The organism is Pseudomonas sp. SWRI22, assembly GCF_014268395.2.
Lineage (GTDB): Bacteria > Pseudomonadota > Gammaproteobacteria > Pseudomonadales > Pseudomonadaceae > Aquipseudomonas > Aquipseudomonas paracarnis.
In genome coordinates this window covers 1,049,446-1,074,724 of the sequence record NZ_JABWQK020000002.1, presented here as the reverse complement: position 1 = coordinate 1,074,724, position 25,279 = coordinate 1,049,446, and the positions used below count along the sequence as shown (strand labels likewise).

At 62.8% G+C, this 25,279-nt stretch carries 27 protein-coding genes; 7 read left to right on the top strand and 20 right to left on the bottom strand.

Annotation, left to right across the window (positions count from 1 at the left end):
• The first annotated feature begins 29 nt into the window (after window positions 1-29).
• Window positions 30-503 (top strand): Sbal_3080 family lipoprotein, encoded by a 474-nt coding sequence (locus tag HU730_RS22460; protein WP_186527074.1) that lies wholly within the window; start codon window positions 30-32, stop codon window positions 501-503.
• 288 nt (window positions 504-791) lie between these two features.
• On the top strand, window positions 792-1,067 hold the full coding sequence (locus HU730_RS22455; protein WP_186527075.1) for a DUF6124 family protein: 276 nt from the start codon (window positions 792-794) through the stop codon (window positions 1,065-1,067).
• A 160-nt stretch (window positions 1,068-1,227) separates the two neighbouring features.
• Here the strand turns inward: HU730_RS22455 and HU730_RS22450 are convergent, their stop codons facing one another.
• From HU730_RS22450 to HU730_RS22435, 4 genes are all read right to left on the bottom strand, one after another.
• Window positions 1,228-2,160, bottom strand: coding sequence for a pyridoxamine 5'-phosphate oxidase family protein (locus tag HU730_RS22450; protein ID WP_186527076.1), 933 nt, complete (start codon window positions 2,158-2,160; stop codon window positions 1,228-1,230).
• A gap of 79 nt (window positions 2,161-2,239) precedes the next feature.
• Window positions 2,240-3,124, bottom strand: coding sequence for a LysR family transcriptional regulator (locus tag HU730_RS22445; protein WP_034128203.1), 885 nt, complete (start codon window positions 3,122-3,124; stop codon window positions 2,240-2,242).
• Window positions 3,124-4,044 (bottom strand): LysR family transcriptional regulator, encoded by a 921-nt coding sequence (locus HU730_RS22440; protein ID WP_057975001.1) that lies wholly within the window; start codon window positions 4,042-4,044, stop codon window positions 3,124-3,126. Before HU730_RS22440 ends, HU730_RS22445 begins: the two co-directional genes overlap by 1 nt.
• 169 nt (window positions 4,045-4,213) lie before the next feature.
• A complete protein-coding gene (locus tag HU730_RS22435; RefSeq protein ID WP_034128205.1) occupies window positions 4,214-4,846 on the bottom strand; it encodes a glutathione S-transferase in 633 nt (210 codons plus the stop codon).
• 215 nt (window positions 4,847-5,061) lie between these two features.
• Here HU730_RS22435 and HU730_RS22430 point away from each other — a divergent pair, with 215 nt between their 5' ends.
• Both HU730_RS22430 and HU730_RS22425 read left to right on the top strand, forming a co-directional pair.
• Window positions 5,062-6,138: an aldo/keto reductase gene (locus HU730_RS22430; protein ID WP_186527077.1), complete on the top strand. Its 1,077-nt coding sequence runs from the start codon at window positions 5,062-5,064 to the stop codon at window positions 6,136-6,138.
• Between the two features lie 342 nt (window positions 6,139-6,480).
• Window positions 6,481-7,686 (top strand): DUF1835 domain-containing protein, encoded by a 1,206-nt coding sequence (locus HU730_RS22425; protein ID WP_034128207.1) that lies wholly within the window; start codon window positions 6,481-6,483, stop codon window positions 7,684-7,686.
• 3 nt (window positions 7,687-7,689) lie between these two features.
• On the opposite strand, the gene HU730_RS22420 is transcribed toward HU730_RS22425, so the two are convergent.
• Window positions 7,690-8,109, bottom strand: a complete 420-nt coding sequence (locus HU730_RS22420; RefSeq protein WP_186527078.1) for a chemotaxis protein CheY — start codon at window positions 8,107-8,109, stop codon at window positions 7,690-7,692.
• A 171-nt stretch (window positions 8,110-8,280) separates the two neighbouring features.
• Here HU730_RS22420 and HU730_RS22415 point away from each other — a divergent pair, with 171 nt between their 5' ends.
• The 3 genes from HU730_RS22415 to HU730_RS22405 all read left to right on the top strand — a co-directional run bounded on the left by HU730_RS22415 (window position 8,281) and on the right by HU730_RS22405 (window position 10,426).
• The gene (locus HU730_RS22415; protein WP_186527079.1) at window positions 8,281-9,117 is read left to right on the top strand and encodes an HAD family acid phosphatase; all 837 of its coding nucleotides are present in this window, start codon (window positions 8,281-8,283) and stop codon (window positions 9,115-9,117) included.
• 93 nt (window positions 9,118-9,210) lie between these two features.
• The gene (locus tag HU730_RS22410; RefSeq protein ID WP_186527080.1) at window positions 9,211-9,768 is read left to right on the top strand and encodes a helix-turn-helix transcriptional regulator; all 558 of its coding nucleotides are present in this window, start codon (window positions 9,211-9,213) and stop codon (window positions 9,766-9,768) included.
• A gap of 85 nt (window positions 9,769-9,853) precedes the next feature.
• Window positions 9,854-10,426, top strand: a complete 573-nt coding sequence (locus HU730_RS22405; protein ID WP_034128211.1) for an HD domain-containing protein — start codon at window positions 9,854-9,856, stop codon at window positions 10,424-10,426.
• A gap of 9 nt (window positions 10,427-10,435) precedes the next feature.
• Here HU730_RS22405 and HU730_RS22400 read toward each other — a convergent pair whose 3' ends face one another.
• The 15 genes from HU730_RS22400 to gspG form a co-directional block, all read right to left on the bottom strand.
• Entirely contained in the window at window positions 10,436-10,858 is a 423-nt protein-coding gene (locus tag HU730_RS22400; protein ID WP_072446228.1) for a RidA family protein, read from the bottom strand.
• Window positions 10,859-10,869: 11 nt separating this feature from the next.
• The gene (locus HU730_RS22395; protein WP_186527081.1) at window positions 10,870-12,453 is read right to left on the bottom strand and encodes an FAD-dependent oxidoreductase; all 1,584 of its coding nucleotides are present in this window, start codon (window positions 12,451-12,453) and stop codon (window positions 10,870-10,872) included.
• A 10-nt stretch (window positions 12,454-12,463) separates the two neighbouring features.
• Window positions 12,464-13,387, bottom strand: coding sequence for an ABC transporter substrate-binding protein (locus HU730_RS22390; RefSeq protein ID WP_054917520.1), 924 nt, complete (start codon window positions 13,385-13,387; stop codon window positions 12,464-12,466).
• 18 nt (window positions 13,388-13,405) lie between these two features.
• Window positions 13,406-14,179, bottom strand: a complete 774-nt coding sequence (locus HU730_RS22385; protein ID WP_034128215.1) for an amino acid ABC transporter ATP-binding protein — start codon at window positions 14,177-14,179, stop codon at window positions 13,406-13,408.
• Complete coding sequence (locus HU730_RS22380; RefSeq protein ID WP_186527082.1) at window positions 14,172-15,143, bottom strand: amino acid ABC transporter permease; 972 nt, start codon at window positions 15,141-15,143, stop codon at window positions 14,172-14,174. The genes HU730_RS22385 and HU730_RS22380 overlap by 8 nt, the downstream gene beginning before the upstream one ends.
• A 19-nt stretch (window positions 15,144-15,162) precedes the next feature.
• Window positions 15,163-17,556: a TonB-dependent receptor gene (locus HU730_RS22375; RefSeq protein ID WP_186527083.1), complete on the bottom strand. Its 2,394-nt coding sequence runs from the start codon at window positions 17,554-17,556 to the stop codon at window positions 15,163-15,165.
• A 1,047-nt stretch (window positions 17,557-18,603) separates the two neighbouring features.
• Entirely contained in the window at window positions 18,604-20,730 is a 2,127-nt protein-coding gene (gspD, locus tag HU730_RS22370; protein ID WP_186527146.1) for a type II secretion system secretin GspD, read from the bottom strand.
• 5 nt (window positions 20,731-20,735) lie between these two features.
• Complete coding sequence (locus HU730_RS22365; protein WP_106117803.1) at window positions 20,736-21,236, bottom strand: general secretion pathway protein GspN; 501 nt, start codon at window positions 21,234-21,236, stop codon at window positions 20,736-20,738.
• Window positions 21,233-21,835 (bottom strand): type II secretion system protein GspM, encoded by a 603-nt coding sequence (gene gspM / locus HU730_RS22360; protein WP_032902001.1) that lies wholly within the window; start codon window positions 21,833-21,835, stop codon window positions 21,233-21,235. The genes HU730_RS22365 and gspM overlap by 4 nt, the downstream gene beginning before the upstream one ends.
• Window positions 21,810-22,802 (bottom strand): PilN domain-containing protein, encoded by a 993-nt coding sequence (locus HU730_RS22355; protein ID WP_186527084.1) that lies wholly within the window; start codon window positions 22,800-22,802, stop codon window positions 21,810-21,812. Before HU730_RS22355 ends, gspM begins: the two co-directional genes overlap by 26 nt.
• The gene (locus HU730_RS22350) at window positions 22,799-23,500 is read right to left on the bottom strand and encodes a hypothetical protein (RefSeq protein WP_060764331.1); all 702 of its coding nucleotides are present in this window, start codon (window positions 23,498-23,500) and stop codon (window positions 22,799-22,801) included. The genes HU730_RS22355 and HU730_RS22350 overlap by 4 nt, the downstream gene beginning before the upstream one ends.
• A complete protein-coding gene (locus tag HU730_RS22345; protein ID WP_186527085.1) occupies window positions 23,497-24,105 on the bottom strand; it encodes a prepilin-type N-terminal cleavage/methylation domain-containing protein in 609 nt (202 codons plus the stop codon). Before HU730_RS22345 ends, HU730_RS22350 begins: the two co-directional genes overlap by 4 nt.
• Window positions 24,102-24,434: a type II secretion system protein gene (locus tag HU730_RS22340; protein WP_034128223.1), complete on the bottom strand. Its 333-nt coding sequence runs from the start codon at window positions 24,432-24,434 to the stop codon at window positions 24,102-24,104. The genes HU730_RS22345 and HU730_RS22340 overlap by 4 nt, the downstream gene beginning before the upstream one ends.
• A complete protein-coding gene (locus HU730_RS22335; protein ID WP_034128224.1) occupies window positions 24,431-24,856 on the bottom strand; it encodes a GspH/FimT family pseudopilin in 426 nt (141 codons plus the stop codon). The genes HU730_RS22340 and HU730_RS22335 overlap by 4 nt, the downstream gene beginning before the upstream one ends.
• 7 nt (window positions 24,857-24,863) lie before the next feature.
• Window positions 24,864-25,274 (bottom strand): type II secretion system major pseudopilin GspG, encoded by a 411-nt coding sequence (gspG, locus tag HU730_RS22330; RefSeq protein ID WP_087715863.1) that lies wholly within the window; start codon window positions 25,272-25,274, stop codon window positions 24,864-24,866.
• Window positions 25,275-25,279: the final 5 nt, after the last annotated feature.

Sequence of the window (25,279 nt, the reverse complement as noted above, 5' to 3'; positions counted from 1 at the left end):
CAGCCACTACTCATGACATGGAGGTCGCTATGCGCCGGATAACAGCCCTCGCTTTCGTACTGGCCTGCAGCGCCCTCACCGGCTGCAGCATCACGCAAACCGTCACGCCTGTTCCCGCTTCTACTGTTCACTCCCCTGAAATCTGCATGATCCCCGCTGCCGGCTTGCGTGAAGGCTTCAACACCACCTACACAGCCCAATTGCGCAGTAAAGGCTTTCAAACCCGCGAGTTACCGCCAGGCACCCCGCCCGCCAATTGCGCGCTTTCGACCACTTACATCGGTACATGGAGCTGGGACATGGCGTTGTATATGAGCTTCGCCGACATTCAGGTGTTCGAGAACGGTCGGCGGATCGGACAGGCACTGTATGACTCGACCTCGGGCGGCGCCCGAATGGGTAAGTTCATTGACGCACAAAGCAAGATCATCGAGATGACCAACCAACTGTTTCCCCACACTGACTACGGCAAAACTGCGGGTCAGGCTAACCGCCTTCCATAGACTGAATTCGTCAGACGGCTCTTACACAAACTTCGGGTTGCGTCCGATGAGCCTCGCCGCTAACCTTCGCGGGTCGCTGCAAAATCAGCGAATGGGTGTGGTAGCCCAGTTATTTCATAGACCCCGAAACGCTCAAGGGCGTTTTTTTATGCGGGCTGCTTTGTGGCGGCTGTGCATGGGAGGCTTCGGCCTGCCGGGTTTCTATGACCGGTCTACCACCCCGTGTACAGTCGCCTCCTTACTTCGTGTGGTAGCGAAATGGAGGTGCTCATTCATAGGAGCTTCGCCATGAAGAAAGTCACACCCAATCCCCCGTCATCAACTTCGGATGACAACCCACAACTACCTCCCGATGTCATCTTCACCGTTCGCCCCGGACTCAGCACTGAAGCCGCCTTGAGCAATGCCAGCGAAATGCTGGAGTCAGCGACTGTCTGCGCCTACGACTGTGCCGAACAGCTTGACGGTCAGCGCCGCAAGCATGTGCTGGCGGTGGTGCAGATGATCGAAATTGCGCAGTTGCTGGTCGATGAAGCGCTGAACCGGGAATGCCCGGTGGCCTGATGAGCAAACGCAAACTCAACAGGCAATGACGTTCCTATGTGGGAGGGGGCTTGCCCCCGATTGCGGTGGGTCAGTCACAGATGTGTTGGCTGACACTGCCTCATCGGGGGCAAGCCCCCTCCCACATTTGATCTGGCTGTGCCAGGGAGCGGGTGACAGGCTACCCGATGCCCATCGCCAGGCTGTGCGGCGAAAACTCAGCGAATTGCCAACGCAAGGCCAAGGCTGCCGGGCGGCGGACCACGTGCTCCACCGTCACCGTCCACAAGCGCTGCGCGCCTTCGAACTCAGCCACTTGCGGCCCGCTCAGGATCAACGATGTACGCCCGGCCACTTGCAGCACGTCGCCGGTCTCAAAATCCACAAACAATAACCCTGCCACCGGATTGGCGTGCAGGTTGCCAAGGGTGTTGAAGAACAGGTTGCCGGCGAAATCCGGGATGGTCAGCACGTTACCCTCCACCCGCACAAACCCCGTGTTGCCGCCGCGATGGGAAACGTCCACCGCGCGTTCGCCGTGCTGGTCCACGTAGCTGGCGACGAAGAAGGTGTCAGCGTTGCGGATCAGCGCTTGTGCAGCAGCGTCCAGGCCATTGCTGCGCTCGGCAGCGTTGCCGGGTTTGCGTGCAATTCCGGCGACGGGGCGCAGTTGGATGTACTTGGGGCAATTGCCGAAGGTGTGCACTACGTCCACCGCAAAGCCCTCATCCTCAAGCGATCCGATCCGGCCATTCATGCGATTGCGGCGGCGGGTATTGAGGTCGATGCCCAGCAGGCCGATCGCCGCGCCATCCGTTATCCCAGCCCAGGCGGGATCGCTTTTGGCGGGCAGGCTGTCGATCTGCAGCGTGTGTGGGTCCGGTGAATGCGCAAACCCTGGAGCGCCTTCCAGCATCGTTGCCCAGGGGATGCCTTGTTCGTCCACCACACCCGCGATCAAGTACGGCAGCAGCGGATAAAAATCGCGGTGCTGCTCAGGCAAATGATCACGAATGACCTTGGGCCCGATCATGGCCATGCGTTCAGAGACGCCGGCACTTTCCTGCATGTGTCGTTCGCCGACATGCCAAGGGGTTGCTTCAATCGAGTGCATGGCGCTCACCTCCGGTTAGATACGAGCATGCTGCGCCCAGGCCGTAATGGAGAGAATGCCCACCCAGGGCAATCCACTATTACGCCAACTGAAACGCCGGATGCTCGCGCAACGCGGTGACGCAGTAGTCGACAAAGCTGCGCACGCGCATCGACGCATGACGGCCTTCGCGGTAGACCACATGCACCGGCTGCGGCGGCAACTCGAAGGTAGGCAACAGGCGCTGCAACTGGCCGCTCGCCAGGTGTTCGTGCAGTGGGTAACTCAAGGCTCGAATCACGCCCGCCCCCTGCACCGCTGCATTGATCGCGCCTTGGACAGTGGCGCAACGCAGCCGGGCGCGAGCCTTGAGGGTGTAATGCGGGAAATCCCAGTGCACCGGGTCGGCGCTGGCAATCAGATGATGCTGCTTGAGTTCAGCCGGATGCCGGGGTTCGCCCCGGGTCGCCAAGTAAGCGGGGCTGGCACATACGACAGTGCGCACCTGCCCGACTTGCCGCGCAATGAGTGACGAGTTGGGCAATTCGCCGACCAGCACCGCCACGTCCAGCCCTTCTACGTGCAGGTTAGGGAAATAGTCGTGGTAATGCGCGATGACACGCACCGCTGGGTAGCGATCCGCATAACCGGCCAACAGCGGCGCCATGACATAGCGGCTGAACAGTAACGGCAGAAATATCCGCAGGTCGCCCTGGGCCTGCACATGCAAACCGTTGGCCGAGGCCTCGGCCGCGTCCACCGCTGCCAGCAGGCGCACGCAGTCGGCAAGGTAAGCCTGGCCTGCATCGGTCAGGTTGACACCGCGTGTACTACGTTGCAGCAACACCACGCGCAGGCGTGCCTCCAGGCGCGCAACTGCACGTACCAGCGTCGGCCCGGAAACCTGCGCATGACGTGCCGCCGACGCCAGGCTGGGTTGCCCGGCCAGCGCGGCAAACAGCTGCATATCGCGATAACGCTCCATCAGGCACGCTGCTTGGTCGCGGCGTTCAGGGCCGGGTCCTGCCCGAGGCGATGGCTGAGGAAATCCACAAACGTATTGACCTTGGCCGGTACTCGGCCGTTTTGCTGGAACACCACGTGGATCGGCAGCGGCGCCGGTTCGAAATCCTCCAGTACCAGTTCCAGTTCCCCCGCCGCCACCGCTGCCGCGACTTGATACGACAGCACCCGCGTCATGCCCCACCCCAGGCGGGCCAGGTTGATCGCGGCATTGTTGGCGGTGACAACCAGGCGTGGCTCGATGGGTACCTTCAGCGGCTGGCCGGCGTCAACGAATGTCCACTCACTGACCAGTTGGCTGGACGATGAGGTGACGAGCTTGGCCTCACGCAACTGCTCGGGGCGCTGGGGGCGCCCGTGTTGGTCAAGATAAGCCGGCGATGCGCACACCACCCGGCGTACTTCGCCGACCTTGATCGCTTGCTGCCCGGATTGCTGCAGGTGGCCGATACGCACCGCCACGTCAACACCTTCGTCGGTCATATTGACCACCCTATCGACCAGCAAGGCGTTGATACTCACCAACGGAAAACGGTCCAGATAATCCCCCAGTACCGGCGCCACATACAGCTCGCCAAACAGTACCGGTGCGGTCACCGTCAACTGGCCGCCCGGGATGGAGTAGCTGCCCGCCGCCGCTTCCTCGGCTTCGTCCAGCTCAGCAAGGATGCGTCGGCAATCGTCCAGGTAACGCTGGCCGGCTTCGGTCAAGTGCAGGCTGCGGGTGGTGCGCGCCAGCAACTGCGTGCCGATGCGTTGTTCCATGGCGGCAATGGCGCGGGTCACGCTGGGCGGCGACGTGTTCAGGCGCCGGGCGGCAGCAGCGAAGCCCTCCTCCTCGGCCACGGCCAGGAACACCTGCATTTCATGAAATCGATCCATCTTTACGCCTTCTGATTATGTGTCCCTGTGGCGAGGGAGCTTGCTCCCGCTGGGGCGCGCAGCGGCCCTGAAAGCTGCCAGCGCGGTTTGGCTGAATAAATACGGCAGCCTTGTTGGGGCTGCTGCGCAGCCCAGCGGGAGCAAGCTCCCTCGCCACAGGTGTTGGGCTTCAACTCGATTGCAAACCGACAGCCGTGCGCGGCATGCCCACAAAACCCGGCAGTGCTTCGATGCTGGCGAGCCAGGCGCGTACCTCAGGGTAGTCGGCCAGGGACACATTGCCTTCCGGCGCATGGGCCACGTAGGTGTAGAAAGCGATATCGGCAATGCTGGGCTGCTCACTGGCGAGGAAACGGCTCTGGTTCAGTTGCTGTTCCATCACGCTCAGCAAGGCATGGGCACGGTTGATTGCACTGACAGTGTCCACCTCGGCGCCAAACACCGTGGCCAAGCGCGCCGTGGCAGGCCCAGCATGGAGTGGGCCGGCGGCGGCCGAGAGCCAACGCTGCACCCGGGCTTGCCCGACAGGGTCGCTCGGCAGCCATTCGCCGCGGCCATAGGTGCTGGCCAGATAAATCAGGATCGCATTGGAGTCGGCCAGTACCGTGCCGCCGTCATCAATCACCGGCACCTGGCCAAAGCTGTTCAGGGTGGTGAGGAACTCAGGCGTTTTATGCGCACCTTGCTTGAGGTCCACCAGGATAAATTCACTCGCCAGCCCCAGCAGGGACAACATCAGTTCGACCCGGTGGGAATGGCCGGACAGGGGGAAACCATAGAGTTTGATCGCAGGCTGGGTCATGACAGGCTCCAAATGAGTGGGTATCGACGCCAGGGATGTTCTACCACTGCCATGTCTGGCGGAATGACCAGGATTCACAATCCAGCATTTCATCCAGCGAAACAATCTTCATTGACGTCATAGCCAAGCTTGGCGCGAGGTTTTCATGAAAAAATTCAAACTATCGCCGTCCCCATCGTTCACACCTTCACGTGCAACGTTAAGTAGGAGGCAACATGCAGTACAGACAACTGGGTCATTCCGGCCTGCTGGTATCGGAAATCATCCTGGGCACCGTGCCCTTTGGCGGTCGCGCAGAGTTTGAAAAATGCGGTGCGGTAGACGTGCCCCTGGCCAAGCGCATGTTCGATATGGCGTTCGACGCCGGGGTGAACATGGTCGACACCGCCGACCTCTATTCCCACGGCCTGGCCGAAGAAGTGGTGGGCAAGGCGCTGGGCGACAAGCGCAACGACATTCTGCTGGCCACCAAGGGCCGCAGCCCGGTAGACGACAACCCCAACAACTCCGGCTCGTCGCGCTACCACTTGATCCGCGCCTGCGAAGCCAGCCTCAAGCGCTTGGGCACCGACCACATCGACTTGTACCAACTGCACAACTGGGACGGCATGACGCCAATCGAAGAGACCCTGGAAGCCCTGCGCCTGTTGGTCGGCTCAGGCAAGATCCGCTACTTCGGCACCAGCAACTTCACCGCCTGGCAGATGATGAAAACCCTGGGCAAGGCTGAACTGCACGGCATGCTCAAGCCGATTACCCAGCAGATCTACTACACCCCGGAATCCCGCGAGGCCGAGTACGAGTTGCTGCCGTTGGCCCTGGACCAGCAGGTTGGCACTTTGGTGTGGGGCCCGATGGGCGAAGGCTTGCTGACCGGCACGACCCGACGCGGGCACAAGCCGCCCGCCAATACCCGCCAGGGCAGCGGTTGGCCGGAACCCTACGTCCACGACCAGGAACGTGCACTGGACATTATCGAGACCCTCGCCGCCGTCGGTGATGAACACGGCGTCTCGGTCGCCCGCACCTGCCTGGCCTGGCTCAAGGATCGCCCGGGGATAACCTCGCTGATTATCGGCGCCCGTACGGAAGCACACCTGCGCGATAACCTGGCGGCCACCGAGCTGAAACTCACCGAAGAGCAGTCGGCGCGCATCGAAGCCGTCACTCGCCGTCAGCCGTTGTACCCCTACTGGCACCGCTTCACTGCCGGGATTGATCGTTTTGATCCAGCGGAGCAACCCTTCCTGGCCGAGCATCAAAAAACCCTGGCTGCGCGCCAGGACAAGTAAAACAGCACCTGCCCCAATGTCGATGAATTAAGCGAACGCAATGCACGAAGATTCAATGTGGGAGCTGGCTTGCCTGCGAAAGCGGTGGTGCAGTAACAGATGCAGCGACTGACCTACCGCTTTCGCAAGCCCGCTCCCACACGGGAACTGCGCTTGACAGAGTGGCATTGGGGCAAGCCCACATTTTCAGGGTTGCACCGAACGGCAATGCTGCCTATATTTCCCGCCTGGCGCTCTCTACGCCACCTTCCGCGGAAAGGGCTGCGCCCAAGACATCCCAGCTCCACCACATTTCTACGACTCCCAACCTTGAAGCGGAAAAGGTTTGTGCAAGGAGCTCGTATGTCGCAACGCCCTTTGGCCTCCTCTACCAATGGCCGCCTCAACCTTGAGCAGCAGCGCAAGCGCGCCAAGGAACTGTTGTCGCACCTGAAAAAACTAGACCCCAGCGCCACCTTGGCCCAGGCCCAATGGCAGGTCGCCAGGCAATTGGGTTTTGCCAGTTGGCCCAAGCTCAAGGCGCATATCGATGCCCTGGACTTTGCTGCGCGCCACCCCGGTTTCGAGGCCAGCGACGAGGCACGCACTCACCATTGGCGCTGTGGCAATGACATTGCCCACAGCTTGCTGGTGGCTGGGTTCAAGGGCCGCTTCCAGATGCTCAGCGACCCACTGTGCATGGGCCCCGTACGCAATCTTCCCAGCGCCGAATTCCGCCGCCTGCGCAGCGCTTTTATCAGCCAGACTTTTGCCTTGACCCCTGCTGATGTAAACCTGCGCGTTGACGAGGAATACACCCAATTGGACGCACTGGCCGGCGCCGAACATAGCGTGCTGTGGTGTGAAGCGGACGCCTATGACCAACTGTTCCTGATTCGCGCACTCTCAAGCCTTGAACGCGCGCCAAAAAAGCTTGAGCTGATCGAGGTCGACCGCATACCGGGCGTCGAACGGTTTATCGGCATCGGGCAACTGGCGCCCGACGTGCTTGCCTGGCTGTGGCCTCAGCGACGCTTGATCGACGACGCGGCCGTGCACGTGGCCAAACAAGCCTGGTCGGCTTACTGCGCCCCCTCGCCGATCAAGCTGGCAGAACTGGCCCGTACCGCTCACCCGAGCCTGCCGCTGCTTGCACCGGCGCTACGCCGCCAATTGCAGGAGTTGCCAGGGATTGAGGATGGCCTCTCACTGACCGAGCGCTTGGCGCTGAGGTATATCGCCGAAAGCGGGCCAGTGGCGTTTGCCCGGGTCTTCGCAGAGTTGATGGCCAGGCGCGAACCCCTGCCGTTCCTTGGCGACCTGATGTTTCATGCGCTGATGCGGCCGTTGATCGATGGCGAGCAGCCGTTGCTGGTGGAAACAGAGAGGGATCAACCATGGCCTAAGCGCCCCTTGGCGTTGACGCCACTGGGGCAGGCTGTATTGAACGGCGACGCCAACTGGATGGACCACGTCAGCCATGAGCGTTGGGTCGGCGGTGTGTGCCTCAGGCCTCGGCAGCCCCATTGGCGAATGGGCAATCACCACCTGCCCAGCTGGGGGCGCTGACGCTCAACGCTTGGGTGACATCCCGGCGACACGCGCCATCGCCGCCGGGTCGAGCATTTCCAGGCAACGGCACAGGGAATTGAAATCCGGTGATTGCGACAAGGACAGATGCAAGGTCTGGCTGGCCGACACTGGCACCACCGACCGCTGCGCACACTGCCCGTCATAGATCAGCGCGTGCCGGATCATCGGGTTTTCACGGCAGAACTTCAGCAGGTCGACCTGGCGCGAACGCACCAGCGCGGTGTTGATGATCAACAGGTCGAACATCACGCCGTTCGAGCACGTCAGCGCCTGAACTTCGTCGAATGAGCTCAAGGGGGCGATACGGTAATAGCCCAACTGGTTGAGCATTTTCTCGATTTTGACCCGCTGCAAATGCTCCCCGTCGGCGATCAGAAAACGTAATGTTTTATTGGACATAGGCAAACCTGGCAGATGGGCAGCGACGACGATCCTTCAACGCTCGCTACATTACCCGCCAAGGGTGAAGCCTGGCTTTAAGACGATTCCGAAACAGCACCGAGCCGCGAGCCTCGCAAATGATTAGACTGGCGCGCCGACCACGCCACCACGTTCCTCGAGACCCAGCCCATGCGCAACCTGTTCTTCGCCAGCCTCTGCTTGCTCACCACCGCCCTCCCGGGCTGCCAGCAACACCCGCCGGCCAATGACCAACTCGACGCCGTGCTCTGGACCCAGACCTCCATCGAGCACGAGTTGATCTACCGCCAGCTCTTCGCCAATGCCACCCGCCAACTGGATGTCGCCCTGGCCGACCCGAGCTGGGACGCCCTGCCCTTTGCCCCACGCAACCTGGCCGGCTTGCCCCCGGCCGTGGTGGTGGACATCGACGAAACGCTGTTGGACAACGTGCCCCTCAACGCCCGCGACATCATCAATAATCAGGTCTATTCCTATGACCGCTGGAACACCTGGGTCAACCAGGCCAAGGCCCAGGCACTGCCAGGCTCGGTAGCGTTCCTGCAGGCGGCCCGGCAAAAAGGCATCCAGGTTTACTACCTCACCAACCGCGAACACAGCCAGGTCGCGGCCACCGCCAAAAACCTGCGTTTGCGCGGCTTTCCGATTGAGAGCGACGCACAGATCCTGGCGGCCAGCACCCCCATCGGCCACTGCGAAAGCGCGGGCTACGGCAAGCAGTGCCGCCGCCAGTGGGTCGCCAGCCATGCCCGCGTGCTGTTGATGGCCGGTGACTCGCTGGGAGATTTCGTGCAAGCCGAACACAACACCCTGGATGCACAACGCAAGGCCGTCGAACCCTATGTGAATTGGCTAGGCCAGCGTTGGTTCCTGCTGCCCAACCCGAGCTACGGCAACTGGTATAGCGCGCCGTATGGGGATGATGAGAGCTTGCCGTTTGCACAAAAACGCAGGCTCAAGCAGCAGGCATTGCTGTTGCAGGAATAGAGAGTAACCATGTGGGCCGTTCATCCCACTCATTTGCACCACCGCCCTCTTGTCATCACACTCGTCATCAACCCGCCAACTCAGGAATCACAGATGCCTCACTCGTTGCTCAAGCCTGCCTTGCCCGGCATTGCGCTGCGGCGGTGGCGTTTGCTGCACCGCATCAAGCAAAGTCATGCGGCGCAGTTGTTCAACGTCACGCAATCGACTATTTCGCGCTGGGAAAGCGGCGTACAAGCGATGGATCCGGCTGCGCATCAGCAGCTGGAGCAACTGTTGGCAGCCCGGCTTGATGCAGCCGCCGATCAGGCATTGGCCCGGCTGGTCAGTGAGAGCTCGCAAGCCATGCATCTGGTGTGCGACCTGACGCACCGCCTGCTCGCGTGCTCGCCCTCCCGCGCACGCCAGTTCAGCAGCCCGCTCGCCGAGCTTATGGGCCAGTCGTTGTGGCGCTTCGCAACGCCGCAAATCCAACTGATCGAAGCCAGCCTGGAGCACACCGGCTGGCGCGAAACTCAGGCGCCAGCGGCTCTTGAGTTCGCCACTGGAAGCAACGATTCCAACCTCGTGCCCATACGCCCCAGCATCTGTCGCTGGACACGCATGACCCTGAGCGATGGCAGCGCAGCACGCCTAGTCGAAACACTATAAAGCCCACCGCGCATACTTTATGCGTGGACGATCTGCACTCCCACACCTAGGCTTACCTGCACAACCGACCTTGCGGGGCAGCAGCATGGACATGGAAAAAATCAAAGGCCGTCTCGACTTTCTGCGCGAGGCGGAAAAACTCAAGGATGTGCTCAGAAGCGCCCACACGGCTTCGGGTCGCACTGAAAGCACGGCCGAACACAGTTGGCGCCTGTGTCTGATGGCGATGGTGTTCGCTGATCAATTGCCCGGCCTGGACCTGCTGAAAATCCTCAAGATGTGCGTTATCCATGATTTGGGAGAAGCCATCCACGGCGATGTCCCTGCGGTTAATCAGGTGGCCTTTCCCAACAAGGGCGAACAGGAACGGCGCGATCTGCTGCTCTTGGCGCAGTCCCTGGACAGCCCCCTGAAAGCCGAGATCCTGGCGTTATGGGATGACTACGAGAACGCGCTTTCGCCGGAAGCAAAAGCCGTCAAGGCCATGGACAAACTGGAGACCCTGCTGCAGCACACCCAGGGGCTGAACCCTCCCGATTTCGATTACGCCTTCAACCTGGCCTACGGCAAAAAACACACAGATGCCCAACCCTTGTTCGAAGCGTTGCGGGCACTGATCGATCAAGCGACAGAGCAAAGGCTCCACGCCACAGAGTGACGGGTGTGATCACACCGCCCTGGCCGCAATCGCCTCCACCTCCACCAACGCCCCCGGCAACGGCAACGCCACTACTTGCAACGCGGTGCGCGCCGGTTTGTTTGGCTGTTCGGGCGTGCCAAAGAACTGGGTATAGCCGCGCTGCAACCCGGCAAAATCCAGCTTGCCACCGGTCTCCTCGGCGCCGACCAGAAACACCCGTAACTGCACGATGTCGCCCAGGTCCAGGTCGTGTTGGCGCAGGATCTGGCGCAGTTTGTTGAACACTGAAACGCTCTGCACTTCGGTGTCGCCATACACCCCAGGCACCTTCGGGTCGGCGGGGTCCGGCAGCGTGCCGCTGACAAACACCAGGCTGGCCGAGGCCGGCACGGTGACGGTTTGCGAGATGGGAAATTCGCCGACGCTGGTGCGTTGAATGCTGTCGCTCATGGTGAGGCTCCTCAGGATGCGGCCAACGCCGCGAGTTGGTGTTGTTGGGTGATGCGCTCGGCCAGTTGCGCGACCACATGGCGCGCCGAGTTGGCTGCCGATTCCTGCCAGATACCCACGCCGCTCTGCACCAGGCCGTCGCCGGCGAAGTACATCCGGCCATGGGGCTGTTCAAGCAGGGCGTGGGCCTCGGCGGGGAAGTGTTCGCGTTGCAACCACGGGCCTTCGCTGTAGGGGATCTGCTCCCAGGACACCGCCAAAGGGCTGCGCAAGTGCCTGGAGTAACCTGGATGCAACAGCTCCACGGCTTGCCTGGAAGCGGCGTACTGCTGATTGAGGGGCTGGCCGCCAAACACGTCGGCGCCCTCGCCGGTCACGTAACCGGCCACCAGCACGCCTTCGCGGGTGTTGAGGTCGTTGCTGGGGTACCACAGCAGGCGCGCCGGGTGCTCGATCCACGACAAGCCGCCGTAGGTACGGTAGTCGGTCTCCCAAAAGCGCGGGGATTGCCAGGCCACCTTGGTCGCCTGGTCGCTGCGGGTGCTGAGCAGGGCCGCCTTGACCGGCGCGCTGAAGTCCGTATCGAGCTTGGCCAGCAGGGGCAGCGGCAAGGTGGAGACCAGAAAGTCGGCACGCACCACCTGTTCACGGCCAATGTGCTGGTCGTGGTAAGTCACCGCCACGCCGTCCTCCAGCTGGCGGATCTGCCGCACCTGGGCGCCCAGTTGCACCTGCTCCTGCACGCGTCGGTAGAAGGCCTCGGTGATGCGGTCCATGCCGCCCACTGGCTGGAACATGGTGGCCGAAAACTCCGGGAATTCGGTGTGTAACAGAGCGCCCCAGAGTTCCGGGTGCAGCAAGCGGTCCAACCCCAACGGTTTATGGCGGACGGGCAAGGCGCCAGGGTGGGCGGCAGATTCAAGGTGCCCGGAGCGCAGGGTGCCTTCAAAAGCCAGCTCTTGGGACAGGTCACCGTACACCTGCAAAAAACCGAGCAGGCGTGTGCGCTCTTCGCCACTTAATACATCATCGAGAGCGTCGCGTTGCACCGCCTTGGCCAGCAACCCCGACAGATGCCCGCGGGTATCGTTGAGCGCCTGGCCGACACTGAACGCCGCTTGGCTGAGGTCCGGCCGCACCTGGGCGCCATGGCTGCTGTTGACCAGCACTTCCAACGGCACGCCAAGCTCACTGCAATAATCGAGGATCGTGCGGTGCTGGCTGGGGATGCGCGCCGGCCCGGCGTTGAAATACTGGCCTGGGTCAAACCCCACCGTCTGCGAGCGACCGTCCTTATAGTCCACGCGGTCGCCGTTACGCAGGGTCCATGTGCGGCCACCCACGCGCTCGCGGGCCTCCAGCACCTGCACACTGAAGCCGGCGCGCGTCAACTCCAGCGCAGTGACCAGCCCGGCAATTCCGGCGCCCAGCACCAGAACCCGAGTGCCCTGCCCCAGGTCGTCCTTGAGTTTCAGCGGTTGCGGTCGGCGGTGTGACGATGGGCCCAGACCCAACACCGCCAATGCGTCCTTGACCGCCTTCTCACCGCCGACTGCGGCAATACTCGATAGCGCTTCACGTCGTGTCAGTCCCATGTCGATGCTCCTAGTCCGGCAGGCCCGGTGGGTTGATCAGCGACTTGTCGACGCGCTCGACATCCAGGCCCCAACGTTGCAGCACCTGCTCGTATTGGCCGCCGGCAATCGCACCCTGCAGTGCCGTGTGGATCGGCTGCACCAGGCCGTTGTCCTTGCGCGTGGTCACCGCGATATCCGCCTGCAACGGCCAGCCACCATTGACGGTGCCGACACGCTTGATGCCGCCGGTGATCGCTGCCGAATAGGCATACACCGAGTTCGGCCCGAACAGTGCGTCGCTGCGCCCAGACTGCACCGCCAGTTGTGCGGCGGCCTGGTCGTCGAAGTACTGCAACAACGCAGGTTTGAGGCCGGCTTTCTCATTGGCCTCGTTCCACGCCAGCAGGACTTTTTCCTGGTTGGTGCCGGAGCCGACGATGATCTTCAGCCCGGCAATATCCGCCGCCTGCTTGATCTCACTGATCTTGCTGGTGCTCTTGACGTAAAACCCGAGCACATCCTGGCGGTAGGTGGCGAAGTCGAAACGCTTTTTGCGCGCCTCGGTCACGGTGACGTTGCTGATCACCGCGTCGTATTTGCCCGAGCTGACGCCCAGGGGCCAGTCTTCCCAGCTGGTCTGCACTACGTTGAGTTGCAGGCCAAGGCTGTCGGCTACCAATTGGGCGGTGTCCGCCTCGCTGCCGATGGTGGTCTTGTCGTCACTGGCCAGCAGCGCCAGCGGTGGCCCGGCTACGCCTGACACGGCCACGGTGAACTTGCCCGGCTGGGCGAACTTGAAGCCGGGCGGGATCTGCGCGATGGCCGCTTCATTGCGTGGCGCATGGATGCGCGGGCGATCGGGGCTGAGGTCGACCTGTTGCACGGCAAATGCGCTGTGGGCAGCGGCCCCGGCAATTGCCAGCAGGACGACACGGGCAGTGGTGATAAACATGGGCAGTCACTCCTTGAACTAAAGCACTTTGCCGAGAAAGGCCTGGGTGCGGGGATGTCGGGGTTGGCGCAGGATCTGCTCGGGCGGGCCTTCTTCGATCAGTTGGCCGTCGCAGAGGAACACCACGTGGTCGGCCACTTCGCGGGCAAAGCCGATCTCATGGGTGACGATCACCAGGGTCACGCCCAGTTGGGTCAGGCCCTTGATCACGTCCAGCACCTCGCCCACCAGTTCCGGGTCGAGGGCCGAGGTGGGCTCGTCGAACAGCAGCACTTTGGGGTCGAGCGCCAAGGCCCGGGCGATGGCGACGCGTTGCTGTTGGCCGCCGGAGAGCTGGCGCGGGTAGGCGTCGGCCTTGTCCGCCAGGCCGACCTTGGCGAGTAATTCATCGGCCTTGTCACGGGCCTGCAGCCGGCTCCAGCGCTTGTGCGCCAGGGGCGCTTCGGCGATGTTTTCCCAGGCGGTGAGGTGGGGAAACAGGTTGAAGTTCTGGAACACGAAGCCCACGTCGATACGGCGCTTGAGAATCTCGCGTTCGGTGAGTTCAAAAAGCAGCTCGCCTTTGCGCCGATATCCGACGTACTCACCGTCGATGGTGATATGCCCGCTGTCGATCTTCTCCAAATGGTTGATGGTGCGCAGCAAGGTGGACTTGCCCGAGCCGGACGGCCCGAGGATCACCGTGACCTTGCCAGGGTCAATGCTCAGGTCGATATGATCGAGTACCTGCTGGTTGCCAAAGCGCTTGCCCACGCCCTGGATCTGAATGCGCCCGGCGCGTGCTTCAGGCATGGGCCTTCTCCTTGAACCAGCGGCGCACGCGCTGCAACGGCGTGGGTGGCAGCGCCCGCGCGGTGCCCCGGGCGAAGTGGCGCTCGACGTAGTACTGGGCGCTGGTGAGCACGGTGGTGATGATCAGGTACCAGACCGTGGCGACGATCAGCAACGGGATCACCGCCTGGGTGCGGTTGTAGATGACCTGCACGGTATAGAACAGCTCGGGCAAGGCCAGCACGTAGACAATCGAGGTGCCCTTGACCAGGCCGATGATTTCATTGAACCCCGACGGCAAGATCGAGCGCAGTGCCTGGGGCAGGATGATCCGGAAGATGCGTCGAGAGGCCGGCAACCCCAAGGCCGCCGCCGCCTCATGCTGGCCGGCATCCACGCCAATCAGCCCACCGCGAATGATCTCCGCCGCGTAGGCCGCCTGCATCAGGCTCAAGCCCAGGACGGCCACGGTAAATTGGCTGAGCACATCCACCGTCGACCACTCGGCGAACACCAGGTCGGTGAACGGCACGCCTAGCACGATGTGGTCGTACAGGTAGGCAAAGTTGTAGAGGATGATCAGCACCAGCAGCGCCGGCATCGACCGGAAAAACCAGATATAGCCCCAGGCCAACGCCGCCAGCAACGGCGAACCCGACAACCGCGCCAGGGCCAGCGCGGTACCCAGCAGGATGCTGAAGACTGTGCTCAACAGCGTCAGCAGCAACGTCTGGCCCAACCCGCGCAGCACCGAGGGCGAAAAGAACCACTGGCCGAACACCCCCCATTCCCAGCGCGGGTTCGTAGCCAGGGAGTGCACGATGGCGAGTAATACCAGCGCGGCGAAAATCGACCCGGCGCAGCGCCAGGGGTGCCGGGCCGGCACCACGCGCAAGGCCTTGATCGGCGTGGCGGCACGGCGCTGGCGCAGCGGTTGGGCGCTGACTTCATCCAGCAGGTCATAGGGTTTGGCGACAATGGGCATGTTCTTTTCCTCGCAGGCCTCAGAAGGCGTAAGTCAGCCGGGTGTAGTAATACCCACCGGTAAAACCGTAGGGCGAATAGGTGCCGTAGCTGGCAACCATGGTGCTGCTCGGCACCCCTTGTTTCTTGGGATAGAGGTCGAACAGGTTCTTGGCGCCGATGGCGATGTTCAGGTCTTTGGTGAGGCTGTAGCCCAGGTCGAGGTCGGTGATCCAGCGGGCGTTGTAGACCCGGTCCAGGTCACGATTGGCCGATGAGTTCACTTCCTTGTACGAGCCGTAGCGGGTCAGGGCCAGGTTGAGGTTGAAGCGTTCGATACTCCAGTCACCGCCCAGGATCAGCTTGGTGTTGGGTTGCACGCCGGTGATCAGGTTGCGCGCCTGGCGGTCCATCAGGTCGTAGGAGGTACCAAGAATGTGGGTGGATTCCTTGTAGTTGCGGATTTGGGTCTGGTTCCAGTTGAACGCGGCGGTCCACTTCAGCGCGCCGAACGCGCCCAGGTCCTGGTTGTAGCTGCTGACCTGGTCCAGACCCTTGGTGCGGGTGTCGGCGCCGTTGATAAAGTACTGGCCGCCGGAGGTGGAGTTGATGCCGTTGTTCTGCAGCACCTGGGTGACTTCCGGGCCCAGCAAGGTGCCGGTAAGGGTGATGCGGTCACGCAGGTTGATCACGTAGGCATCGGCGGTGAAGCTCAGGCGGTCGGTGGGCGTGAGCGTGAAACCAAGACTGAAGTTGGTGGAGCGCTCGGGCTTCAACGCCTGCGCGCCTAGCGCCTGGGCCGCCGCCGAGCCCACGGGGAGCACGCCATAGTTGATCGACTGATACACCCCATCGACGACGCCATAGGTGGTGGAGCGCGCACTGAACAGACTGTTGGCCAGGGACGGCGCACGAAAGCCATTGCTCACGGTGGCACGCACCGCGAACTGCGGGGTGAAGTCGTAGCGGGTGGTCAGCTTGCCGCTGCGGGTGGCGCCCACGCCCTCGTTGTAATGCTCATAACGCACCGCCGTGCCAACGTACCAGTCCGGCATGGGGTTGAAACCCACATCCACGTAACCGGCCAGGCTGTTGCGTGACGCGCTGCTTTCTTCGTCCGGTGAAATACCGTTGGTGACCTGTGCCCCGGACGACGCACAGTTACCCGGCGCCACGCAGTAACCGCCATTGGCATAAGACGCGTAATCGCCGGCTTGCACCTCGTAAGTGTCGCGCCGATGCTCGAAGCCATAGGACAGGTCCAAGGGCTTTTGCAGTCCGATGTCGAAGCCACGCTTGAAGTCCAGGTTGGTGGTCAGCTCGGTGGAAATCCAGGTACCGGAGGTGAAGCTGTTCGGCGTGGCTTCGCCCAGGGAAGGGTTCTGGTTGTGGGTGGTGCCCTGCTCCGCTTCGTTGCGCCCATAGGTGGTAGACAAGTCCCAGTCCCACTCGCCCACAGTACCCTTGCCACCAAACGCCGCCTGGAAGTCGTCCTCGTCGATGTACCAGGTCGGGGTGTACCCGGCCGGGTAACCGTTAGGCCCGGTGGTGATGGTGTTGGTGATGGTCGGCAGACGGAAGTTCTGCCCCTGCTCGGCCTTGCGTCGCGAGTAGGTGGTAAAGGAGTAGAGGCTGAGGCTGTCGTCGATCGGCAACTCGGCGTTGTAGCCCAGGGTCAGCAGGTTGGTCTTGGGCGTACCGTAGCCGCCATAGGTGGACTTGCCCGCCAGGCCATAGGCTTGCTCATAGGTGTAGCCGTTGGCGCTGGCCTTGTTGTCATCGTTCTGGCTGCGTGCATCCAGGGCCAGTTGCACGATGCCGCCGTTGCCGATTTCGAAGCCCTTGTTGAGGCTTTGCTGCACGGTCTGTTTCTTGCCGTCGTAGCCAAGGCCCGCGTGGGTCACCGAGGTACCGCGGGTGTCGGCCTTGAGGATCACGTTGATCACCCCGGCGATGGCGTCAGACCCGTATTGGGCAGCCGCACCATCGCGCAGCACTTCGACATGGTCGATGGCGCTGATGGGGATCAGGTCCAGGTCAGCCGGCGCCGCGCCGGTGTTGATGCCGTTGATATTCAAGGTGGCACTGGTGTGGCGGCGCTTGCCGTTGACCAGCACCAACACTTCGGCGGCGCTCAAACCCCGCAGGTTCGGTGCCCGGGCAATGCCGCTGGCGTCCCAACCGGTTTTTTCCGGCAGGGTCAGCGAAGGGATCACCGCGCTCAACGCCTCCATCAACCCGGGCTTGCCGGTGTTTTGCAATTGCCGGGCGCTGACCACGTCAATCGGCACCGGGCTGCTGGTGACCGTGCGCTGCTCGGCGCCACGGTTGCCGGTCACAACGACCGTCGACAAGGTGCTGTCATCCTGGGCCTGGGCTGCTGCGGCGAACAGCGACAGGGTCAGGGCAGCAGTAGGTTGCAGAATTTGCTTCATATCCATTCCCAGCTTTTTCCAAATCGCAAAGTCGGGCAGGCACGCGCCTGGCGCGACGTGGCCGGTAGTCAAAGGGGCGATGCGGCTTGGGCTAGGTGTGGGGCAAGCGAGGGGTTTGAAGTGGCAACATACGTTGAGCTCCCGTCCAACGACTCTGCGGCGGCGGGATGATTACCCGGTCAGGCGCGCAGAATCTGAATCACGCTGGGTACCATCCGAGGTCAGGGGTAGGCTGTTGGGATCAAACATAACGGAATGGATTTTAAAAATATAATGCTATTTGGGCATAAGCTAATATTCTGTACTTTCATTATTTATAAAAACAATTATTCATAAAAATGATTTTTAATCTGAGCGCGCAGAACGCTCAAAGTGTGGAAGGGGGCGTGCTCCTGATGACTGTGGGCCAGCCAAAATGCATTTACTGACACGCCCCCATCGCAACGGTAACTAAGGACGGTAACCACGATGCGAAGCGAGCCGCTCTTGATCTTGATCTGCTTTTGATCTTAAGCGCCCCGTCAAACCACGCTGGCCGGAATTCGACAGGGATTTGGGGGGTAAACCGGCAGGGATGCCGGTTTAGCCGCCCCGCGCCATGGATGGCGCGTGGCGGCGGCCCCCCAAATCACTGGCGGATTACGGGCACACCGAGCCCAGGCGAGGTGCCGAGTGGTGGGGCAAGAGCGTTTTGCTTACTTTGCCGCTTTTGCAAAGTGAGCCGCCGTCAGGGCGGAACCCTAAGTGGCCGTTACCGCAGGAATGGATATGTACCCGGTATAACTGCGTCGCCTGTTAGGCCGCCTTCGCGAGCAAGCCCGCTCCCACAGTTTGATTGCGGAGTGTCAGGTAGATAGGCGTCGGCTGGCACGCCGTTATCGCAGGCAAGCCAGCTCCCACATTTTTGATCGCGGGGTGTCAGGTTGATAGGTGTCGGCTGGCAGGCTGTCATCGCAGGCAAGCCAGCTCCCACATTTTTGATTGCGGAGTGTCAAGCCACCATCGGGAGCGAGCCCCCTCCCACATGGGTACTCGGTGCAGCCAGGATCATTGAGCAGGGCGCAACAGCTGCATCTGCTGGCGATAATCATCCGTCACCTGCCGCGCCTGGCTGCTGCTGGTAATCACCCTCGGCGTAATCAGCACAATCAGCTCCGTGCGGTCCTTGGACTTGCTGGTATTGCCAAACAACCAGCGCAACCCCGGAATCTTCCCCAGGTAAGGCACGGCACTGACGCTCTCAGCATTGTCTTGCTTGATCAACCCGCCGAGCAGCACCGTCTGGCCACTCTGCACCGCCACCTGGGTGGACACCGAGCGCGTGGAGATACGCGGGTTCACCGGCGTCTCACTGTTCCCCGTCGGGTTCTGGGCATCACTGACCTGTTGCTGGATATCCATGTACACCAGCCCACCCGGATTGATGCGCGGCACCACATCCAGAATCACCCCCGTCTGCACATATTCCACACTGCTCAAGGTGGTGTCGGCGTCCCCGGTATTGACGGTGGTCTGGCTGATGGGAATGTTGTCCCCCACCTGGATCTGCGCCGGCTGGTTGTTCATCACCACCAGCGATGGCGCCGACAGCACCTGGGTGCGGCCGTTGGTTTCCAGGGCGTGCAGGGCCACTTGCAGGTTGGAGCTGACGAAGGAGTAGAACAACGAGTCCGCCGCCCCCAGCCCTGCCCCGCCACCGCCCAGGGCGCCTTGGCTGCCGGAGGCGTTGGCCACCGTAGTGCTGGTGGAATTACCGGCCAGGCGGCCCAGGTACCACTGCACCCCCAGGTCCAGTTCGCCGGTGAGCTTGACCTCCAGAATGCGCGTCTCGATCTGCACTTGCAGCGGTGGGTTGTCGAGGCGTTTGATCGCCGCTTCGATTTCTTTCCATTGCGCCGGGCGGGTGCGCACCAGCAGTTGGTTGCTGCTTTTTTGCGCGGTGATGCGCGTGCCCGCCTCGAGGTCGCTGGTGGGCGATGCCTGGGTGTTTTCGGCAGGCTCGGATTCAGGTTCTTCGGCTGCGGGCACCGGGGCGCTCGCCTGCAAACCGGCACTGGTGGACGAGGACAAGGTGGTGGTACGCAACCCCGGCGCTACTTTCGCCGGGGCGTCATCCTTGATCGCGCCATTGCCGTAGATCTGCCGCAGGTACTTGGCCAGATCGGCGGCCTTCATATTGCGCACGTCGTACACATACATCTGCGGCTCGTTGCCGCCGCCCTCGTCGATGGTGCGGATCCAGTCGCCCACTTCGCTGAGGTACTGGGGCTGGGAAGAAATCGCCACCACCGAGTTGGTGCGCTCGACCGGCAAGAACCGCAGCATGCCGGCCAGGGGTGTGCCACTGTCCGCGCCGAACATGGCTTGCAGCTCGGGCATCAGCTCGGCCACCGAGGCGCGTTGCAGGCCGAACACCGCCACCGACATGCCCTTGAGCCAGTCCACGTCGAAGGTGTCGATGGTGTCCTGATAGTTGGCCAGTTCGTCGGGCGTGCCGGCCAGGCTCAGGACATTGCGCGCCGGGTCCACCAACAAAAAAGCGTTTTCACGGGCGAAGGGTTTGAGCAGTTTCTGCATCTCGGTGGCCGAGATATAGCGCAGTGAAAACAGACGTGCCGAGAGGCCGCTGGCCGGTTGCGCCACGCGCATCTGCGGCACCAGCTTGCCCGCCACTGCCTGGTTGGCCGGCAGGATCACATAGCGGTTGCCCTGTTTGATCATGGCGTTGTCGGTCCAGGACAGCAGGGTTTCGAGAATCGACAGCGCTTGCTGTTTGTCCACGGGCTTGGAGGTGGAGAAGCTGACAGTGCCCTTCACGCCCTCGGCGATGCTGTAGTTCTCGTGCAGCAGGTCGCCCATCACGCTGTTGATCACGGCCTCGATGGGCTGATCGGCGAAGTTGAACACGATGTCGCCGCCCTGCTCCGGCACGTTTACGGCTGCCGCGGGCTGGCGCACGAACGCTTGATTGCCACGAATGAGCTGGCGCTGCGGCGGAGCCTGGGTGGCAGGTGGAGCGGTTTCGGCCACAGGCGCCTGAAGCGGCGGGCGTTGTGCGCCGGTGCCCTGCAGGGCCTCGTGCAGCAGGTCGTCGTCCGGGTCGAGAGTGTCGGGCAAAGATCCACAGCCGCCCAGGGAGACGGCGGTAGCCAGGCAAAACAGCGAAGTGCGCATATCGATCAAGGGAGAGACTCGCGGGGATGTGAGTTCAGGGGTAACCGCTTACCGTAGAGGCTCAGGGTCTGGGTGCGCCCGTTGAGGGCAAAACGGGCGTATTGCGGGGTCAGGTGTTCCAGGCGCCAGCCGTTGGGCAGCGCCTGGCCCAAGCGCACCGTGAGCGTTGGGCCACCGGCTTGCTTGAGCATGGCCATTTGCAGGTTGCCGGTGATCATGATGCCGCTGAGGGTCAGGTTGGCCAGGCTCGCCACCTGGGTTTTACCCACCTCCCGGTCCGGGCGGCGATCCGGGCTGAACAGCGGCGTTTGCCAGGTACCGGCAAGGTCTTGCAACGCTGGCGTGGGAGCGGCTTGCACCTGGAACGAGGGTGGCGCGTGCACCGGCGCATCGGGTAACCACCGGGGTGCGTCGCCGATGCTGCTGAGGATCATCGCCATCAACAGCCCCAAGAGCCCGGCCATGCCGAGCCAACCCCATTCAAGAGGACGCAATGGGCCAATCATGGCGCCACCCGCGCCGGTTGCAGGTAGCCGCGCACCAGCAGTTGCACCGCCAGCTTGCCCGCCCCGCCACTGGCTGGCGCCTGTTTGTCGCGACGGATATGCAACTCATCGACGAACAGAAAAGGCGGTTGATATTCCAGCCCATGCAGGATCGCGGTCAGCGGTTCGATGGCGCAATTGAGCGTGAGGCTAACCTTGACCTGACGATAGGGCTCGCTGTCGTTCTGTTCAGGCGTGATCGGTTTGCGCTGGGTGAGGTTGCAGCCGCCACCGAGGTTGGCGTGGCTGTTGATCAGGTCGGCGAGACGCTGCATCAGGTCGGCGGCGACCACGTCCGGGTCGTCCCCTGGCAACAGGCTGGCGCTGCTGGCCGGGTCTTGCTGTGCTTGCGCCAACTGTTCGCGCAAGGCATCGCCCTGGCGTATGACGCTGGCATAGCGCTGCTGCTGTTCACGCAACTGTTCGGCCTGTTCACCCATGGCCCGCAGCGGCCCGGCGAACCAGCTGTCGATCAACAGCCAATAGGCCGCGCCGAGCACCAACGCCAGGGTCAACAAGGCGGCGCCGCGGCGTTCACGGCGTGTGAGGGGTCGGCGCATCGGCGGCCTCCTGGCGTAAGTGGGCACGCAAGGAAAACTGGTCCTTGCCGGTGCGTGCGTCGGGTTGGATCACCCCTTCGAACTGCGCGTTGTCCAAGCGCTGGCAGCCTTTGATGCGGCTGATCAGGCCACTGGCCTTGGCGCTCTGGCCGGAGAAACTCACCTCGCCGTCCTTGACGTCCAATTGGTCGAGCCAGGTGTCGGCGGGCAGGCAACTGGTCAAGTCATTCAGCAGCGCGGCCAGGGGCGGTTGCGCCCGTTTACGCTGGCTGAGGTACTGCGCCGCGCCACGGGTGTTGAGCAGTTGCTGGCGCAGGGCGTGCACCTGGGCGACCTCGGCTTTTTGCTGTTGGACAGTGGCGTGCATGCTGTCGAGTACCCGCTGGCGGTCGTTGAGCCACAACAGCATCGCCGCGATCAGCAACGCGCCGCACAACCACGGCAGGCTGCGCTGCAATTGCTTGCCGGCAGGCCGCGAACGCGGGCGTAACGGCGCGGGCAGCAGGTCGATACCCAGGCCCGCCACATCCACGCGGTGTGGGTACAGGCCGAGGGCGGCGCAGTCAGTGAGGACCTGGTCAAGGCGCTCGCGCAGGATCGCCACCACCCTCACCTCCAGGTGGCTGGGTGTGCGCCGCTCCTGGCGGGCGACGAAGTAGAGCTGCTCGGCATTGAACGGGGTGTAGCGGTCCAGTTCATAGCCAACCACCTCCACGAGGTTGCGCGCGGCAGCCAGAGGCAGTTGCACGCTTTGCTGCAACACGGCATCAGGAGCAAGCATCAGCACCTGGCGCGTATTGCCTGGGACCACCGGTGCCGTCAGCGGCCAGTGATGAACGAGCTCGGGAGGTTCCTGGAACGCCAGCCACTTGGGCACACAGCCGCGTAACTCCGTGAGCCACAAGCGCCAACCTTGTTGCAGCAGGCTGCCGCGCCAATAGCGGGCAATCGGTTCGAGTTGAATCATTCTTGCCACCGCACCACCCGATAGGGCTGTGCGCTGTCCTCCGCAGGGCTCAATAAAAGGGTCAGTCGCAGGCGTGCCTGATAGCCGCCGGGGCGCTCGGCGCGGCTGTCGATTTCCACGACCTGGCCGGGGTCGACGCCCTCGGCGTCCTGGCGTGGCAGGTTCAACGCCTTGCGCATCAGGGGGCTGGCGAATGCCGGAGCGGGCCGGTCGAGGTCGCTCCACAAGGTGATGTGCGGCAGTAGTTGGCTGTAGAGCGCCGGGGTCATGCCGGGAAGTTGACGTACCTCCTCCAGCACCCGAAACGGCGCCAGGCCCTGATGGCGGCGAGTCTCAAGGGCCTTGGCCAACTGCTGGGCCTGAACCGGTGTTGCGCCGCAGGCCAGGGCCAGGCGCGTGAGGTCCTGGGGGGCGGCGTTGACCAGGTACAGCTTGCCGCGCTCACTGCGCACACTGACCTGCAAGCGGGCGTCGTCGAAGGTCAGCGCAATAGAACGCCCGTCCGCCACCCACTGCCCTTGCGCCATCACCTGTGCGATACCGGCCTGGGCGGCCAACAGTGTCTGAGTGTGCTGGCGCAGCCACAGCGCCTGGCGACTTTGCAGTTGCACCCACCCGGCCAGGCCACCCAGCAATACGCTGAGCAAGGCCAGCACCCACAACACCAGCAACAGGGCCGCACCGCGTTGGCGCTTCATTCTTCGCTGCTCGCGCTGGACAGGTTCAGGCGCAGCGCAACCACCTGGGCGACCCATGGCACCGGCCCGTCGACGGAGGCGTCGATGCGCACCGCTGTGGGCAGGCGCCGGGGCCAGGGCCACGGGCTCAACCAGTCGGTGGGCTGGCCCAGTGGCGAGACACCGCGGTAGCTGAACTGCAGCGCCTCGACGTCATGCAAAAGCACCTGCGGCTCATCGCGCTGCGCGTTGGCGTGGGAGGCCCTCTGCGAAAAAGCCACCTGCAGATCCTGCCCGACCCGTTGCAGGGTAAAGCGCTGGATACCCCCGCCCAATACACCGGGCAAGGTCGCCACAAACTGCAGACGTTCAGGCGTGCCGATAAAAAAACCTTCTGCCTGGCTGTCATCGTCAGTGAGCTTTAGCGGCAGCGCCTCGCTGATCGAGGTGCGCAAAAACTGTTGGGCGGCGCGCATTTCATCCAGGCTGACGGTGTAGGCCTGGGCCTTGGCCACCGCCCGATTGGCCCCCAGCAACGCTGCGCTCACCAGCAACAACAACACCGACAGCAAGCTGAGCACCACGAGCACTTCCAGCAGCGCGAAGCCCTGCTCCCGGCGCTTCACAGGCGCGCCTTCAAGGTGCTGAAGTGCGCCTGATGCGCGCCTTCACGCACGTTAAGGTCGAGACGAAACAGGTGCGGCTGTTGGCGGGTACTGGTCAATTGCCAATGGATACCCTCGAGTTCGCCTTGGCGGGTTCCCTCCGTCAGCGGGCCGGCGGCTTCCTGGTCCAGCACCGTGAGCGCGGCATGGCTGAGGCGGTCGCTGCGGGCCACCTGGGACAAGGCGCGCGCGCTCTGGCCGAAGGCAACCAGCAACACGCTGCTGCATACCGCCATCAACGTCAGGGCGGCGAGCATTTCCAGCAGGGTGAAACCGGCCTGGTGCTTCATGGCAGCGCCTTGGACTGCACACTGCCGGTAAGCCAGCCAATGTCGATGCGCCAACGACGGCTGCCGTTGGCCAGCAGCAGGTTACCGCCTGTGGAACTGCCGTCGGGATAGAACACCACCGCGGGCCCAGCCTGCTCGGCACTGTGCAAGGTCACTTGCACCTGCGCTGGCCACTGCTGTGACGCACGCCCTGGAGCCTGGAACGAGCGGCCCTGGAGGTCGAACTGAGTGCGCGCCGCCTGGCCGCTGACGATGGCACTCGCCCGCGTGGCGCGCAGCGCCTCGACCATCTGCGCGACCACCCGGCGCTCTTTGGCCACCTGCAGCCCTTGCCGTACACCCAGCCCCAACAACCCCGCCGCAATGCCGATCAATAGAATGACCACCAGCATCTCCAGCAGGGTAAAGCCTCGCTGGGCCACGGGCGGGTTATTCCCAGTTGCCCAGGTCGGCACTGTAGCCCTCGCCGCCGGGTTGGCCGTCCTGGCCGTAGAAGATCAGGTCGAAGGCACCGTGCTCACCGGGGAAGCGATAGCCGAACCCGTGGCCGAACGGGTCTTTCAGCTCCGAAGGCTTGGCGTAGGGGCCGGACCAGTTGGAAGCACTGGCCGGCTTGTCGAGCAGTTGTTGCAGGTTGTTGGGCGGCGCCCCCACGTCCAGGGCGTAGCTGTCGATCTTCATGCTCAAACTTGCCAATTGCGCCTTGCCCGCGCCGTACTTGCCCTTGTCCACATTGCCACCGACCTGGCGCACCACAATGGTTGCGACAATGCCCAACAGCACGATCACCGCCAGCATTTCCAAAAGGGTGAAGCCGCCTTGGCGGTGTCGGGTTTTCATCGGTT